Below are 16,069 nucleotides of genomic sequence, written 5' to 3'. Positions count from 1 at the left end.
CTATTCAATCCGTGTCAAACTTGTGCCATCCTTGACTTAGGTGATGCAATCAGGAATACCCACTTATGGGAAATAGTATTGTTCAGCGCAATAATGTTAAAGTCCTGGGGAACGGCAGCCAGACGATCATATTTGCCCACGGCTTTGGCTCAGATCAAACCGCTTGGCGACCTCAAGTCGCTAGCTTTTCCTCAGATTTCCGTATCGTGCTCTTTGACCATGTGGGGGCGGGTAAGTCAGATTTTTCTGCCTATAGTCCACGCCGTTACAGCAGTCTCTACAGCTATGCTGAGGATTTGTTGGATTTGTGCGCTGAGTTAAAGCTAACCAAGACCATTCTTGTGGGTCACTCGGTTAGTGGAATGGTTAGCTTACTCGCGGCGTTAGTTGAGCCTGATTGCTTTAGTCAACTATTTTTTATCGATGCCTCTCCCCGTTACCTCAATGATGCAGGTTATTACGGAGGCTTTGAGCAATCTGACCTGGATGCGCTTTATGAATCCATGTCATCTAACTACTATGCTTGGGCAAGTGGCTTTGCTCCGATTGCGATGGCTACCCAGGATAGACCAGAATTGGCGAGGGAGTTTGCAAATACCCTTACCGCTATCCGTCCTGATATTGCACAAGCCGTTGCGAAGATGATTTTCCAATCCGATCACCGAGCTGAATTGCCGCGACTTACTGTACCCACTGTGATTTTACAGGCAAGTGATGATATTGCTGTACCCCCTGAAGTCGGTCAGTATATGGCAGATAAAATTCCTTTTAGTAAGCTCCTTAACATCGATGCTAAGGGACACCTTCCTCATATCAGCGCACCCGATGTTGTTACGAGTGCGATCGCTTCATGTCTTTCCACTTAATGCTACAGCGCCTAGTTTCACGATGGCGACATCCTCCTGACCAGTTACCAACCTTTGGCAAAGGCTTACTAGGACTCACACTCTTTCTTACTATTGCGCTAGGTGTGTTTGATGGCTGGATACCAGAGCGGTTTGTTGCTCTAGCGCTATTGACAATCTGCACCCTGTTACCCCTACCAGTGGTGGTAGTAGGCTCATTAGCAGGACTTTGCCTGGTGCTAACGAGCATAGTACCTGGGAGTGAGGAAACGCTCGTGCGTCAGGCATTTCAACTGGGCAGTGTCACCGGGTTCGGATTCCTACTCGGCAGGTTCTTACGGGGAATTGAGTGGCGATTGGCTTCCCAAGAGGTGCTAGCAAAACTTACTGAAGCAGACATTGCCGATACGCCTTCTACACTAATCACACAAGCCCTTACCTTACTCCGTGAGTATGCCTGTGCTGATGCTGCGATCGCGTTACGCAGACTGGATGAGGTAACCGCTGAGGCATTGGTATGTTTGCCTCCGAAGGCACTCCCCGATCAACTCACCACGCCGATCCTCTTTGAAGAAGCGATCGCTCAAAATCGCTGCCTCTACCATACCAATTACCCCGCCACCCCCAACGCTTCCCATGTTTTACTAGCCCAAGGTACTAAGTCCCTGGCGATTTTGCCACTGCAACCTCCCCTTGACCCGCTTCGTCAAGGAAAACAAGAGGGAGTACAGGGCGCAATCTTGCTAATCTGGCATCAGCCGACCGAAATCTCATTCTACCTACAACAATTTATCGAGTCGCTACTGGGTGAATTACGCACCCTGCTGCAATTTAGCGACACGACTCTACGTCTTGATAAACTCCAGGCACGCTTTGGGGCAATGTTAGAAACCATTCATCAAGGTGTCGTATTCGTTGATGAAAGTGGTGAACAAGGTTGGGTTAACCAAGCCGCAGCACTACAACTCGACTTAACCCCAGGTGCGATCGAGCCACACCTACTCGCCCAAGGCATGGCAATCTTACGCACTAGTGCGGATAACCAAGCCGAAATCGCCGCACAGGCAGCCCAGTTTTTTTCCCAGCCTCAGCCAGAAATTCGCAACTGGAACTGGATTTTCAGCCAACCTCAGCCGAAAGTCCTGAGTCTCTCTAGCACAGTGACTCGTGTGCGTGACGTACCGGGTCGTCTCTGGATTATTGACGATATTACTGAACGCTACTTCGCTCAACAAGCGCTGTTTGAACGCACACAGGAAGTATCTCAGGCGAATCTTGAACTGGAAAAGGCAAAAGCCGCCGCTGAAGAGGCAACCCGCATCAAGAGTCAATTTCTCGCCAATATGAGCCATGAAATCCGCACGCCAATGAATGCGATTATTGGCATGACGGGTTTGTTGCTCAATACAGAACTAACACCCCAGCAGTATGATTTCGTAGAAACAACTCAAAGTAGTAGCGATGCTTTACTGGCACTGATCAATGACATCCTTGACCTCTCCAAAATTGAATCCGGCAAGCTGGAACTCGAATCACACGGCTTTAACCTACGAACTTGTATTGAAGAATCCCTAGATTTACTGGCTTTCAAAGCCGCAGAAAAAGACATTGAACTGGCATACCTAATTCATCCCGAAACCCCAGCCACAATTGTGGGAGACGTGACCCGATTGCGCCAAATCTTAGTGAATTTGCTCAGTAATGCTGTCAAGTTCACAGAGAAAGGAGAAGTGGTTGTTTCGGTGACAGCTCGAAAATTAGGGAGTGGGGAAGGGGACAAGGAGAATAATTGCAGCACAAATCCCGCTTCTGAACTCTCCACTCCTCAACTTGATTATGAAATTCAATTTGCTGTCAAGGATACAGGCTGCGGCATTCCCTCAGATCGACTAGATCGCCTATTCAAGTCTTTTAGCCAAGTCGATTCTTCGATTACTCGTCAATATGGAGGAACTGGACTCGGTTTAGCGATCGGTAAGCAGCTAAGTGAGATGATGGGGGGTCGGATGTGGGTTGAAAGTGAAGTTGATCGTGGTTCCACGTTTTATTTCACTGTAGTTGCTCCCTGTGATTCCAATGCACCGATTATTAACCTTGACAATCGACCACCTCAGTTAGAGGGCAAGCGACTGCTGATTGTGGATGACAACGCGACTAATCGGAAGATTTTAGCGCTGCAAGCCCAGTCTTGGGGAATGCTGACGAAGCTTACACAATCAGGGTTTGAAGCCCTTGATTGTCTACAGCAAGGGGAAGTGTTTGATATGGCAATTCTGGATATGCAGATGCCAAAAATGGATGGTCTGACTCTTGCCGCAGCAATTCGCAAGCAGCCTGGTTACCAAAAATTACCTTTAATTATGTTGACTTCTATTGGTAGACCAGACCCAAGTTATCACGTTGCCCCTGTCGATTTCGCTGCCTTCCTAACCAAGCCGATCAAACAATCGCATCTGTTTAATGTTGTCAGTCGGATTTTCAGTGGACAGCCTATTCAATTCAAGCCGTCCCACTCGACTACAGTTCAGTCTATTCCTCAACTCGCATCACAGTTCCCGTTGCGGATTCTTTTGGCAGAGGACAATCGAGTGAATCAGAAAGTGGCATTAAACCTCCTAAAACAACTGGGCTATCAAGCTGATTTGGCTACCAACGGACTAGAGGTGCTAGAAGCTCTACATCGCCAATCCTATGATCTGGTGCTGATGGATGTGCAGATGCCAAAACTGGATGGTTTGGAAACAACCCGACGCATTTGCCAGGAATTGCCGCCAGACACACGCCCTCGAATTATTGCAATGACGGCGAATGCCATGCAAGGCGATCGCGAGGAGTGCATTGAGGCAGGTATGGATGACTACATCAGCAAACCAATCCGCATTGAAGTATTAAGCAAGACGCTGAGTAAGTGGCAGCCAGAGAAAGGAAATAGGCAATCAGAAGAAAGTGAGAATAAGGAGGAAAAAGAGGACAAGGGAGATTTTGCGGACTTGTCTGTTGTGTCTTCCTCATCTCCTACTCTCCATTCCCCGATTGATATGAACGTGCTGCAAGCATTCCGAGAAATGGTGGGTTCAGACGCTGACTCGGTTTTGGCTGAGATGATTGATTGTTACCTTGAAGATGCACCCAAACTGATGGACGCGATCGCATCCGCCATAGCTCAAGCTGATGCAATGCAGTTACGACAAGCTGCACATACCCTAAAATCCAGCAGTCTCACACTTGGTGCAACAACGCTTGCCAATTTCTGTCGCAAGATAGAGGAAATGAGTCGGTCTGGAATTAGTGATTATGGAGAAGACAAGCTACAACAACTGGAAGCCGAGTTAGAAAGAGTCCTGGACGCTTTGCAAATAGTACGACAACAAGGTCAGCAATGAACATCACCGATGCTCAAAACGATAGCCCCCTCATCCTCGTGGTAGACGATGACAAGTTCATGCGGATTCAGCTTCGTCGAGCGATGGAACAAGCTGGGTATCAGGTGGCAGAGGCGAGTGATGGAGAGGAAGCGATCGCATCATACCTGCGTTTATGCCCGGATGTGGTTTTGCTCGATGCTTTGATGCCAGTAATGGACGGCTTTACCTGCTGCCACCAGTTACAAGCCCTTTCCTGCCCTGGTTGGGATAGCAATGGTGAAGTGTCTCCAGATGAGGTAGGCTTAGCCTTACGCACACCTGTGTTAATGATTACAGCCCTGGAAGACCAAGAGTCGGTCGATCAAGCGTTTAAGGCGGGTGCTACAGATTACATTACGAAACCGATTCACTGGGCAGTCCTGCGTCAACGTGTGCGTCGTCTTCTCCAAGCGAGTCACTCAATGCGGGAACTCCGACAGCAGACAGAGCGGGCGCAATTGAGTGAGGAACGTCTGAGACTCGCCTTAGAAGCGGCAAAGATGGGCAGTTGGGATTGGGATGTCTCAAGTGGAAAAGTTACTTTCTCAGTAACCACGGAATCAAACTTTGGTCTTGCCCCAAGGTCTTTCGGCGGCACTCATCAAAGCTTCCTTCGCAGCGTTTACCCTGAAGATCGGGAATTGGTCATTGAAAGCCTGCGAGCGGCTTTGGAGGAGGGAGCCAACTACGATTTAGAATACCGTGTTGTCTGGCCTGATGGTAGTGTTCATTGGGTCGCCAGCAAAGGTCAAGTTTATCACAACAAAATTGGCAAAGCGGTACGCATGACTGGCATCAATATGGACATTACCGAGCGTAAGCTTGCCCAAGAAGAATTGCAGCGACAGAATTTGCGATCGCAGTTGTTTGCTGAAGTGACGCTAAAAATTCGCCAGTCTTTGCACATCCAGGAAATTCTCCAAACCACGGTTACTGAAGTCCAAAGGATTTTCCAGACTGATCGTGTTTTGATCTTTGAGCTTCGTGCTAATGGACTCGGCAAAATCGTTACAGAAGCCGTACATCCCAATTGGCCGTCGGTTTTAGGCAGAGATATTACGGAGGACTGTTTTGACATAGATTATTTACAGAGGTATAGACGAGGGCGAGTTTACACGATTGCGGATATAAAAACGGCAAAGGTACCCGCTTGCCTAGTTGAATTTATGGGTCACTTCGATGTGAAAGCGAAGCTATCCGTACCGATTTTCTTGAAGGAAAAGCTCTGGGGTTTGCTGATTACTCATCAATGTGCCAATCCTCGGCAATGGTCAAGCTTTGAAACAGAACTCCTGGGACAGCTAGCCGATCAAATCGGTATCGCCTTAGCGCAATCGCAACTCTTAGAACAAGAAACCCGCTACTCGCAAGAACTCGCTCGTTCTAATGCGGAACTCCAACAGTTTGCTTCTGTTGCCTCACACGACTTGCAAGAACCCCTGCGTAAAATTCAAGCCTTTGGCAACCGACTCAAAGATAAATACGGTGAGACACTGGCTGATCAGGGACGCGACTACCTGGATCGGATGCAGAACGCCGCAGGACGAATGCAGGCTCTCATTGATGACTTACTGGTACTGTCTCGAATTACGACAAAAGCCCAGCCTTTCATTCCGGTGAATCTTTTCCAAGTGACGCAAGAAGTTTTATCTGATTTAGAAGTGCGTATCCAGCAGACAGGAGCGCGTGTAGAAGTAGGTGAATTGCCAACAATTCACGCCGATCCGCTACAAATGCGTCAATTACTCCAGAACCTGATCAGCAACGCGCTGAAATTTCACCGAGATGGAGAGCCACAAGTCGTCAAGATTTACAGCCGACACCTTGTTGCCCCAGAAGGAAATCAGCCGATAGAGGGTTCTCCAGTTGCCGAACTTTGTCAAATTATAGTAGAGGATAATGGTATTGGGTTTGATGAAAAGTATCTCGATCGCATCTTCAACGTTTTTCAACGTTTGCACGGTCGCAGCGAATACGAAGGTACAGGCATGGGTCTAGCAATCTGCCGTAAAATCGCAGAGCGTCATAGCGGCAGCATTACAGCAAAAAGCACACTAGGAGAGGGAGCAAGCTTCATTGTCACACTACCTCTAAAACAAAAGATAGGAGAACACACAGAGTGAAGGGCAACCCAACAGTTGTCACAATCTTGATGGCGGATGACGATGACGACGACTGCCTGTTAGCTCGTGAGGCGTTGGCTGAGAGCCGATTAGCCAATGAACTGTACTTTGTTAAGGATGGCGAGGAGTTGATGGATTATCTGTATCGACGTGGAAAGTATGTTCGAGAGAGCGATTCTCCACGTCCAGGTCTAATCCTCTTGGATCTAAATATGCCGAAAAAAGACGGTCGTGAGGCACTGACGTTGATCAAGTCCGACCCGAATCTTCGGCAAATTCCTGTTGTGGTGCTGACAACCTCAAAAGCAGAAGAAGATATATATCGTAGCTATGACTTGGGCGCAAACTCGTTCATTACAAAGCCAGTGACCTTCGCATCGTTAGTCGATGTGATCAAGACGATTGGGAAATACTGGTTTGAAATTGTTGAATTGCCGCAGGAACGGGTTGGAGAAAACCATGAACAACGATCCCGTTAAAGTCCTTTTAGTGGACGATGATGAAGATGACTATATCCTGACGCAGGGTTGGTTTACTGAAATTGAAGGGATACGATTTGAGGTGGACTGGGTCGCAAGTTATGAGGCGGCATTAAAAGCGATCGCCAAAAATCAGCATGATGTCTATCTCTTCGACTACCGCCTAGGAGAGCGCACTGGACTAGAACTCCTACAAGAAGCGGTGGCAAATGGCTGCAAAGCACCAATCATCCTACTTACAGGTCAGGGAGACCACGAAGTAGACATCGAGGCAATGAATGCTGGTGCAGCAGATTACCTGGAAAAAGACAAACTCGGTGCCCCCCTCTTGGAGCGTTCGATTCGTTATGCGATCGAGCGCAAACGGGCAGAACAGAAAATCAGCGAACAAGCGGCACTGCTAGATGTTGCAACAGACGCTATTCTGGTTAGAGATTTAGACAACCAAATCCTCTTCTGGAATAAAGGCGCTGAGCGTCTGTATGGATGGAAGGCGCTTGAAGCTGTCGGGAAGAATGCCCTGGATCTATTGGATGGGGAACAGCAAGCTAAGCTCAAACAAGTCCAAAAAATTCTTGTCCAGAACGGTGAGTGGCAAGGAGAGTTGCATCAACTTACCAAAGATGACAAGGAAGTCATCGTCGAAAGCCGTTGGACACTGGTACGTGATGAGGAGGGTCAACCCAAATCCATCCTAGTTGTCAACACTGATATTACACAGAAAAAACAACTCGAAGCTCAGTTTCTCCGCGCTCAGCGAATGGAGAGCATTGGTACACTGGCTAGCGGCATTGCCCACGACTTGAATAATGTGCTGACTCCTATTCTGATGACGGCTCAACTGCTAGAGGCAGAACCTCAGGAGGAGCGATATCAGCGATTGATTCCTGTACTAGTAGCAAATGCTAAACGCGGCGCGAATTTAGTGAAGCAAGTGCTGTCATTTGCCAAAGGATTAGAAGGTAAGTTTACAATTTTACAAGTCAAGCACTTAATATCAGAAATTAGGCAGATTATTAAGGAAACATTTCCAAAATCCATCGAAATTCGCACTGATATTCCACAAACCCTTTGGACGGTTTCCGGAGATGCAACACAACTGCATCAGGTTCTCATGAACCTTTGTGTAAACGCTCGTGATGCGATGCCTGATGGTGGAAGGTTGAGCATCTGTGCGGAAAACCAATTTATTGATCGAAGCTATGCTCAGATGCATCTTGATGCTCAAGTCGGTTCTTACATTGTTGTTACTGTTACAGATACAGGAATCGGCATTCCGCCTGAAATCTTAGATCGCATTTTTGAGCCATTTTTTACAACTAAAGAACTGGGGAAAGGCACAGGGCTGGGTCTTTCAACAGTAATGGGTATTATTAAAAGCCACAACGGTTTTATTAATGTATCCAGCGTTATCGGAAAAGGTACCGAATTTAAGGTGTACATACCTGCTATAGAGTCAACAGAAACAGAGGTATTGGAAGATACAGAACTACCGATCGGACATGAAGAATTAATTCTCGTTGTCGATGATGAAGTGGCGATTCGCGAAATTACTAAAACTTCACTAGAAGCTTACAACTACAAGGTGATGACAGCTTGTGATGGAATTGAGGCAGTCGCTCTATATGCTGAACATCGTGACAAAATTAGTGTTGTATTGACAGATATGATGATGCCGTCTATGGATGGTCTAACAACTATCCGCACGTTGCGTAAGATTAACCCTCAAGTCAAGATTATTGCTATCAGTGGACTCGCCTCAAGTGATAAGCTTGCCGCTGTTATCGGTACAGGGGTTAAAACATTTTTGTCCAAACCTTTCACCACACAGGAATTACTAAAAACTCTTGACGGATTACTCCGCTACAATCCAACATCTAATGCTAGCAACGAGCAACTACAAACACGACTCTGAGCTTTATAACAAAAGGCAGAAGGCAAAAGGGATACATATTGACTTGTGTCAAGCTTTTAGCATTTGGCGAGAGTCCTAATTGCCTGGGCGAGTGCTATGGAAATAGTTTCTAGACGTGAGAGTTGAGAACAGTATGTAGGCTTTTTAGCAAGTCTATTGTTGTATAAGGTTTTGATAAGAAAGTATTAACTTCAAGCATTGCTAGTTGTGCCAGCTTATCAGTAGAGACTAATCCACTAACGGCAATAATTTTAACCTGTGGCTCCATTTTCCGTAAAGTACGAATAGTCGTTGAGCCATCCATTTCAGGCATCATTATGTCAATCAAAACGGCATTGATAGATTTTTTGTGCTGAGCGTATAAAGCGATCGCTTCTATCCCATCACTAGCTGTCAACACTCGATAATGATGGTTTTCTAATGCCGTTTTAGTAATCGTCCGAATTGATACTTCATCATCAACAACAAGAATAAGTTCTCCTCGTCCTGCGGGTGGTTCGAGTTCTTCAAACGACCGCGCTTCCGTCTCTTCTAAGGCTGGCAAGTATATCTTAAATTCTGTACCTTGACCGATTTCACTATACACATTGATAAAACCCCCATGGCTCTTGATGATACCCATTACTGTTGAAAGACCCAGCCCTGTGCCTTTTCCTATTTCTTTAGTTGTAAAAAATGGCTCGAAAATTCGATCCAATATTTCCTTAGGAATACCGATTCCTGTATCGGAAACAGTCACCACAACATAAGTACCAACTTTTGCCTCAATATTCATCCGCGCATAATCTTCATCAATAAGCAGATTTTCCGCAGAAATACTAAGCGTACCGCCATCAGGGAGAGCGTCACGGGCGTTGACGCAAAGATTCATAAACACTTGATGTAGTTGGGTTGCATCACCAGAAACCGCCCATAAATCTTGTGACACATCAACATACATTTCAATTGATTTGGGAAATGTCTCCCTAGCAATTTGCCGAATTTCCGAGAGAATATGCCTGACTTGGACAATTGTGCGATCGCCATCCATCCCTCTCGCAAAAGAGACAACCTGCTTAACTAAATCTGCTCCTCGCCGAGCGCTCGTTTCTAGAATATCTAGCCACTGCTGGGAACGCTCATCTGTTAGTTTTATTTGTAACAGTTGAACCGCCATCAAAATTGGAGCAAGCACATTGTTTAAATCATGGGCAATACCACCTGCTAATGTACCAATACTCTCCATTCGTTGAGTACGGAGAAATTGTGCTTCCAGTTGTTTTTTTTCTGTTATATCGGTATTGACAACGAGAATTGATTTTGGTTGATTTTGGGTATCCCGTACTAAGGTCAGACGACTTTCAACAATAATATCTCTGTTATCTTTCGTAACTTTATGTAGCTCACCCTGCCACTCACCTCTCTCAAGCAGAGTCTTTTGAATTTCCTGTTGGGACTGGCTGTTCTGGTACAAGAGCCTCCAGGCATTTTTTCCCACAACCTCCTCTCTCTTCCAGCCATAAAGACGCTCAGCACCTTTATTCCAAAATAGAATTTTGTTGTCTAGACTGTGGACAAAAATCGCTTCAGTGGCAACATCGAGTAGTGCCGCTTGTTCATGGATTTTCTGCTCCGTTCGTTTGCGATCGCTAATATCTTTCATAAAGCAGTGATGACCGATAAATTGCTTTTGTCCGTCGTAAGCCGCAATCATCACCACTTGCTTATAAAAAACTGCACCTCCTTTGCGTATCCCTCTGGCTTCAGTGTCCACCTTGCCTGAGACCAACATCTGTTGGTAAGCTGCTGTCAGCTTATCCACGTCTTCAGGATGTACTGTTAACTGCCACTCCATCCCGATCATTTCTTCCGGCTCATAGCCGTGAGTATTGGCATAGGATTTGTTGACAGCGATGTAGCGCCCTTGGGCATCTAAACGAGAAATTCCCTCAACTGCATTTTCCAGTGCCGCTCCTAAATCACGAAGTTCTGCCTCTACTGATTTTCGCCTTGTGATATCTCGATCCATCCCTCGATAACCGCGAAATCTCCCTTCAGCATTGAAGAAAGGAATGCCACTGGTTTCAAGAACAACTAAATGCCCATCTTTATGAATGTTGAGGTTTTCCAAACAGGAAAAGGGCAAGGCTTGAGCGGCAATGGGAGCAAAAATATCAGCGACCCGACGAGCTTCTTCGGCAGGCATCCAATCAAAAGGAGTCTTGCCAATGACTTCTTCGGGTTCATAACCCAACACATCACGTACTTTGGGACTGGCATAGGTATAGACGGCATTTTCATCCACTTCCCACACCCAATCACTACTCGTTTCAACTAAGTTGCGGAAGCGCTCTTCAGTCTGCCGTAGCGCCTCCTCAGCCAATTTGCGCTCAGTGATGTCACGAGTAAAGCAACGTGTATGGCTAAACTTGCCATCTTCCCACAGCACATTGGAGTTGATGAGTACATAGCGGCTTGAGCCATCCTTGCACAGCATCCGTGCTTCGTAGTTATGTAGTGTCTCGTTTGCTGCTAGCCTTTTGAGGATATCCTCAATTACTGCCTTGTCAGCGTAGAAGTTTGCGGCTGGATGACCAACATACTCTTCGCGAGTGTAACCAAGAAGATCGAGTTCAGATTGATTCGCCCACAGGATCATCCCGTTCGCATCCAGACAGTGTAAACCACTAGGCCCATTTTCAAAGACATCAAGGAGTTCTAACTCCCGATGGCGCAGCTTACGCTCTAACTGTTCACTTTCTCGCGCTGTGTGTTCTAGATTGACTAAATTCTGTCTTAGTTCCAGTTGCCTAATGACTTGACGGCTTAAGGTTTGTAGCCTTGCCAACTGCCCAGGAGTCAGTTCCCGTGGTACATAGTCAATAATACTAAGTGTTCCCACTGTATATCCTTGAGACGTAATCAGGGGTACACCTGCATAAAATCGAATGTAGGGAGCAGAAATGACTAAAGGATCAGCCGCAAACCGTTCATCAACAAGAGCATCTGGAACGATGAATACGTCAGCTTTTAGAGCGACATGGGCGCAAAAAGCGATTTCCTTAGCCGTCTGTGTAAGTGTTAAACCGTATTGTGAGTGAATCTGTTGCCGATTGTGGTCAAGCAGCGTGATCAAGGCGGTTGGCGCTTCACAAATTTGTGCGGCTAACAGCGTGAAATCATCCAATGCCTCTTTAGCACCAGGCTCAAGAATCTTATCCTGGTACGTCACCTCAAACCCATCCATTTCATTATTAGGCAGTACTGCTTTCATTATGCTGAAAAGTTTTTCCGTAGTTAGTTGTTGCTAGTCTCATCGGAATGTGAAAAAGAGGCTTCTTCTTTAGTGTATTTCAGCACTAATTGAGTAAACACCAATGGCACTAGATCAAACACAATAGGTTTAGGCGTTTTAATTAACAACACAGAAGTTGCGATAGTTGCGATGAATTTAGGATTAATCAAGTCTCTTAGCGCTTCAGCTCAACAGTATGCTGGAGATAGTTTTACGATTACCTTTGCGCCGTTATCCCTGACGGAAATTTATGCCCTCGCCGATGATCCAGCGAATGGGGCTATCGTTGTCATGAGTGGGACAGTACGCAAGCAAACGGACGGTAAGCCAGTTGTTGCCCTGGAGTATCAGGCGTATGAACCGATGGCAGTACAGGTCTTCACTTCAATTGCTGCTGAGATTCGACAGAAATGGTCTGATGTGAATCGTGTGGTAATTCATCATCGTATTGGTCGCTTACAGGTTGGGGAAATTAGTGTCTTGCTAGCTGTTGGGTGTCCTCATCGTTCCGAAGCGTTTGAAGCTTGCAAGTATGCGATTGACACGCTAAAACATAATGCCCCAATTTGGAAAAAAGAACATTGGACTGATGGTTCCAGTAGCTGGGTGAGTATTGGTGCTTGTGAAGACACCGATTCTAAATGCTAAGGGTGTTGGTTGTTAGTTGTTAATTGTTGGTTATTGGTTATTAGGGAAATATTGGTTGCTGAAAAGTCAAAGGAGGAGTTGAGCAACATTTTTTATTACTAACGCCTAAAAACTAACAACTCACTATCAAGATTTATACAGTTTTATTGCACATCAACTTAGCAAGAAGACACCCATGAACAGGAGTACACAAACATTGCAATGAAAATCCCTCTCCCCTACCACCTAATACCTAACAACTATTAGAACCCTGATTTTTGAATACTAAGTAGAAATTGTGAAAAACTTGTGAATAGGGGATTTCGCACAAGTCCTAGGGAGTTGTACAAAGCTTTGTTCGCATTTTTTCTCTATTAGTTTTACCGATAGCTAGTGGCTATAGCGGTTTCCTGGAGAGATGAGGTGCAGGGGGTGGTATGTGAAATTTAGACAGAACAAGGAAAACAAAAAAGCTGATACGCGACAAGCTGACGGCTTTCAGCTATGAGGGCTTTTTGAGAACTTCTTAGCGTTTTAGAGCTTTTGCGATCGCATTTTCTAGCTCTTCCTTATCCAAGACAGTCAGAATAAACACTTCTTGAAACGTCTTTCCAGCCCTAGCAATAATCTTATATCCGCCCCGAATCGGTACAGATACTTTCAATTCCAACCTAGGACAATGACTTCTAGCACGTCCAATCACGGCAGGAGTAATGGTTTGAATGCTACTACTGTTACCGAGGAGTCGTTCGAGTACGGGAATTAGCCCCGGAATGTGAGTTGAGTGATTCCAAACCAGTCTACCGCCGTTGGGGTTGCTCATGATGTTTATTTAGGCAGCTTCTAGAGGCGCCATTGTTAATCCAGCACGACTAAGCTGCTGGTGATAAAGTTCCGCTTGCTCTTGAGGGCCAACCCAGACAGTTGCTTGGCCTTCGTAGTGTACCTGATTGGTAAGTTCCCAAGCGCGATCGCTTGTCATGTTGGGAATATACTTCATCAAGCACTCGGCAACGTGCGGGAACGTGTTGAAGTCATCGTTTAGCACAATTACCTTGTAGTTGGGATAGTGCTTGGGGGTAACTTGACTGGAGCGTTCAGGAGCTACGATCGGCGAAGCAGAAGCCGCGAGAAAAGCTGCTGTGAATACCATAGTCATAACGCAGTTACCAGAATACTTCACACAAACTTAAACAGTTTGCATCCCATTCTAGTTTACAGAAATGTCGCCGTTCATCCCAGTTTTTTTAAGGTGGGATGAATTACGAAGCCTATCTGAGGCGCTGCTACCTACTTCATTTGATTTACTGCTGAATTACTCTGGCTGCTACTGATGCAGCAGGATATCCAGCATTAATTCTTTGAGTCGCTAGTTCTCCTGATGGAATCTGATTTCCTTGAATTACGGCGGGGTTGAACCGATAACCGACGTTGCGAACGGTTTGAATCAAGCTAGGTTGTCGGGGATCGGTTTCAATCTTTTTACGGAGGGAGAGGACGTGGGTGTCAATCGTGCGTGGGTTGTCAATGGCATCCGGCCAAGCGCGGCGTAGGAGTTCAGAACGACTTAGAGGCAGTCCTTCTGCTTGTGCCAGCACATAGAGCAAGCTAAATTCCTGAGGTGTTAGGTCAATAAACTCGTCTTTGAAGCGAACACGACGCTGCACGAGGTCAATTTTAAGGTCACCATATTCAAGAGAAATTGGCGCAGCGGTTGTGCGGACACGTCGAATTAGTGCCTCAATCCGCGCCATAAACTCTTGCATCCCAAACGGTTTAGTCAAGTAATCATCCGCACCAGCTTTGAGTCCGGCAACGATATCACTTTCTGTGTTGCGGGCAGACAACATTAAAATCAGCGATTGCCGCTGCTGCTGAAGCCAGCGACAAAACTCGACACCGTCACCATCAGGTAAATCAGAGTCAAGAACAACCAGTGTCGGTTGACGATGGTAGAACGTGTCTCTTGCCTGATGCAGTGTTGCTGATTGATGCACCCAGTAGCCTGATTGCTGTAAGTGCCAGCCCAATAGCGATCGCAAATGAGGATTACCCTCAACAATTTGAATAGAAACCAATCCCACGGCAGCTTACTTCCTTGACGCGGTGCGTCTCAGGTTATCAAAGCTAATGTCAAGATTTTGTAACAGCTGTTACTGAGGAAGCAAGCTCACTTCGAGGGAAGATATAAAGATAGCCAGTTCAACAGTTCCCCAGAACTGTTCTACCAGATAGTAATAGGAAGGCTCCAACCGTATAGTGGCTCTAGGGGTACAATAAGCTTAACGAACATTAACGTATTCGACTGCTGCTGAGTAAGCTGATGTCTGAACCGCCGATTGCTCAAAAAAATACCCCCAACTGGGCGATGCCGTATAATCAAGCATCTCTACCTCAGCTGAGAGAAAGGCGATCCATGCGATCGCCTTTCTTACCTATACACTTTAGTTTCCGAAAAATCAGTCCTATGACAATTTTGCCAACTAAGCGGGAAATATTCTTCTTACCCAAGCTAGGAGATTTCCCTGCTTACCTTGGGCACAATAACAATGAGTAGTATCTGTCATTGTAGTTATGACTCATCGAATTGACAGCGTACAACTCAAAACTTAAAATTAGCAACTCAAAACTCTTTAAACCATGCTTCAAGATACTGAAACCATACGCTACTACCAACAGCTTACTGATGCTTTAGTTTTTATGTGGAATAGAGGTTATCGCTTCGATGACCTGCGGTTGTATATTGATGGCTACCTGGCAGCCCTCCGGCACACAAATGCCCTTGAATCCTACCGCATCCACCGTTTAGAAGAGGAAGCTACCCGCTACCTACGAGACCCTTCTAATTTTGAAGTGATGCCTCTCCCAGAACCAGAAACTGACTACTATTAGCACTTGTAGTTACTGGTTATTAGTAAATAGGCAAAAACTAGGCAATTGGGTATAAACCAATTGCCTAGTGCTTTTTTAGGCTTAACGGGACTTAAACGAAAATAAAGAGTTAATAAAGGGGGATTATTAGGGGAAAGTGAACGAAAAAACCTGTCTCAAATGGCGGATAACGCGGTGGGAGTGACTTACCACCGATTACACTCTTGGTGCGCCTAAATTCGGAGGAAACCTCCGAGGCGGCGCATCCACTTTTTGACGGAAGCCCCCTGGAATGCTCAACAGGTAAATGAGAAGAGATTCGCCTAGATAAGTTAGCCGAATCTTTGTCGGTAGAGGATTTTACCCCGGTTCAACTCAATCTAGATAAACCGAAAACCGTTTGGGTGGCTCCTGTTGAAGTTGAACTCTCACAGCTTGAAGGTAGGATGCGATCGCACTCCGCATCCTGCTTAGGATAATTAGGGCTTGCTGAATAAGTCAGAGGAAAACAACCGATGGATTAATTAGTTA

Annotated in this window: 11 protein-coding genes and 2 pseudogenes; 9 read left to right on the top strand and 4 right to left on the bottom strand. The window is 46.0% G+C overall.

Annotated elements, in window-relative coordinates:
- Window positions 1-65: 65 nt before the first annotated feature.
- From AC5JL3_RS04310 to AC5JL3_RS04290, 5 genes are read left to right on the top strand one after another with little or no spacing between them, the layout of a single operon-like run.
- Window positions 66-866 carry an alpha/beta fold hydrolase gene (locus AC5JL3_RS04310; RefSeq protein WP_496073296.1) on the top strand — a complete coding sequence of 267 codons (801 nt, stop codon included), beginning with the start codon at window positions 66-68 and terminating at the stop codon, window positions 864-866.
- Window positions 851-4,228, top strand: a complete 3,378-nt coding sequence (locus AC5JL3_RS04305) for a hybrid sensor histidine kinase/response regulator (protein ID WP_496073295.1) — start codon at window positions 851-853, stop codon at window positions 4,226-4,228. Before AC5JL3_RS04310 ends, AC5JL3_RS04305 begins: the two co-directional genes overlap by 16 nt.
- The gene (locus AC5JL3_RS04300; RefSeq protein ID WP_496073294.1) at window positions 4,225-6,372 is read left to right on the top strand and encodes an ATP-binding protein; all 2,148 of its coding nucleotides are present in this window, start codon (window positions 4,225-4,227) and stop codon (window positions 6,370-6,372) included. Before AC5JL3_RS04305 ends, AC5JL3_RS04300 begins: the two co-directional genes overlap by 4 nt.
- Window positions 6,369-6,851: a response regulator gene (locus tag AC5JL3_RS04295; RefSeq protein WP_496073293.1), complete on the top strand. Its 483-nt coding sequence runs from the start codon at window positions 6,369-6,371 to the stop codon at window positions 6,849-6,851. Before AC5JL3_RS04300 ends, AC5JL3_RS04295 begins: the two co-directional genes overlap by 4 nt.
- The gene (locus AC5JL3_RS04290; RefSeq protein ID WP_496073292.1) at window positions 6,832-8,766 is read left to right on the top strand and encodes a hybrid sensor histidine kinase/response regulator; all 1,935 of its coding nucleotides are present in this window, start codon (window positions 6,832-6,834) and stop codon (window positions 8,764-8,766) included. The genes AC5JL3_RS04295 and AC5JL3_RS04290 overlap by 20 nt, the downstream gene beginning before the upstream one ends.
- A gap of 109 nt (window positions 8,767-8,875) precedes the next feature.
- Here AC5JL3_RS04290 and AC5JL3_RS04285 read toward each other — a convergent pair whose 3' ends face one another.
- Window positions 8,876-12,019: a PAS domain S-box protein gene (locus AC5JL3_RS04285; RefSeq protein ID WP_496073291.1), complete on the bottom strand. Its 3,144-nt coding sequence runs from the start codon at window positions 12,017-12,019 to the stop codon at window positions 8,876-8,878.
- 171 nt (window positions 12,020-12,190) lie between these two features.
- Between AC5JL3_RS04285 and AC5JL3_RS04280 the strand changes: the two genes are divergently transcribed.
- Complete coding sequence (locus AC5JL3_RS04280) at window positions 12,191-12,688, top strand: molybdenum cofactor biosynthesis protein MoaE (RefSeq protein WP_496073290.1); 498 nt, start codon at window positions 12,191-12,193, stop codon at window positions 12,686-12,688.
- Window positions 12,689-13,193: 505 nt separating this feature from the next.
- On the opposite strand, the gene AC5JL3_RS04275 is transcribed toward AC5JL3_RS04280, so the two are convergent.
- The 3 genes from AC5JL3_RS04275 to AC5JL3_RS04265 form a co-directional block, all read right to left on the bottom strand.
- Window positions 13,194-13,490, bottom strand: coding sequence for a DUF2103 domain-containing protein (locus tag AC5JL3_RS04275; protein ID WP_192218015.1), 297 nt, complete (start codon window positions 13,488-13,490; stop codon window positions 13,194-13,196).
- Window positions 13,491-13,499: 9 nt separating this feature from the next.
- Window positions 13,500-13,820, bottom strand: a complete 321-nt coding sequence (gene clpS / locus AC5JL3_RS04270; protein WP_496073368.1) for an ATP-dependent Clp protease adapter ClpS — start codon at window positions 13,818-13,820, stop codon at window positions 13,500-13,502.
- A gap of 151 nt (window positions 13,821-13,971) precedes the next feature.
- Window positions 13,972-14,751 (bottom strand): response regulator transcription factor, encoded by a 780-nt coding sequence (locus AC5JL3_RS04265; protein WP_192218013.1) that lies wholly within the window; start codon window positions 14,749-14,751, stop codon window positions 13,972-13,974.
- A 556-nt stretch (window positions 14,752-15,307) separates the two neighbouring features.
- Here AC5JL3_RS04265 and AC5JL3_RS04260 point away from each other — a divergent pair.
- The 3 genes and pseudogenes from AC5JL3_RS04260 to AC5JL3_RS04250 all read left to right on the top strand — a co-directional run.
- Entirely contained in the window at window positions 15,308-15,559 is a 252-nt protein-coding gene (locus AC5JL3_RS04260; protein WP_192218012.1) for a DUF6761 family protein, read from the top strand.
- Window positions 15,560-15,676: 117 nt separating this feature from the next.
- Window positions 15,677-15,856: pseudogene (locus tag AC5JL3_RS04255) on the top strand (hypothetical protein); the annotation flags it as partial.
- Window positions 15,850-15,984: pseudogene (locus AC5JL3_RS04250) on the top strand (IS701 family transposase); the annotation flags it as partial. The pseudogenes AC5JL3_RS04255 and AC5JL3_RS04250, both read left to right, overlap by 7 nt.
- Between the last annotated feature and the right edge of the window lie 85 nt (window positions 15,985-16,069).

It is taken from the genome of Symplocastrum torsivum (genome assembly GCF_059505465.1).
Note: the sequence above shows the minus strand (reverse complement) of the source record. Positions and strands in the feature narration are given on the sequence as shown.

Bases quoted from the DNA above. Each gene is read 5' to 3' on its own strand.
- AC5JL3_RS04310 (WP_496073296.1), top strand. From the start codon at position 66: ATGGGAAATAGTATTGTTCAGCGCAATAATGTTAAAGTCCTGGGGAAC.
- AC5JL3_RS04275 (WP_192218015.1), bottom strand. From the start codon at position 13,490: ATGAGCAACCCCAACGGCGGTAGACTGGTTTGGAATCACTCAACTCAC.
- clpS (WP_496073368.1), bottom strand. From the start codon at position 13,820: ATGGTATTCACAGCAGCTTTTCTCGCGGCTTCTGCTTCGCCGATCGTA.
- AC5JL3_RS04280 (WP_496073290.1), top strand. From the start codon at position 12,191: ATGAATTTAGGATTAATCAAGTCTCTTAGCGCTTCAGCTCAACAGTAT.
- AC5JL3_RS04260 (WP_192218012.1), top strand. From the start codon at position 15,308: ATGCTTCAAGATACTGAAACCATACGCTACTACCAACAGCTTACTGAT.
- AC5JL3_RS04285 (WP_496073291.1), bottom strand. From the start codon at position 12,019: ATGAAAGCAGTACTGCCTAATAATGAAATGGATGGGTTTGAGGTGACG.
- AC5JL3_RS04290 (WP_496073292.1), top strand. From the start codon at position 6,832: ATGAACAACGATCCCGTTAAAGTCCTTTTAGTGGACGATGATGAAGAT.
- AC5JL3_RS04300 (WP_496073294.1), top strand. From the start codon at position 4,225: ATGAACATCACCGATGCTCAAAACGATAGCCCCCTCATCCTCGTGGTA.
- AC5JL3_RS04305 (WP_496073295.1), top strand. From the start codon at position 851: ATGTCTTTCCACTTAATGCTACAGCGCCTAGTTTCACGATGGCGACAT.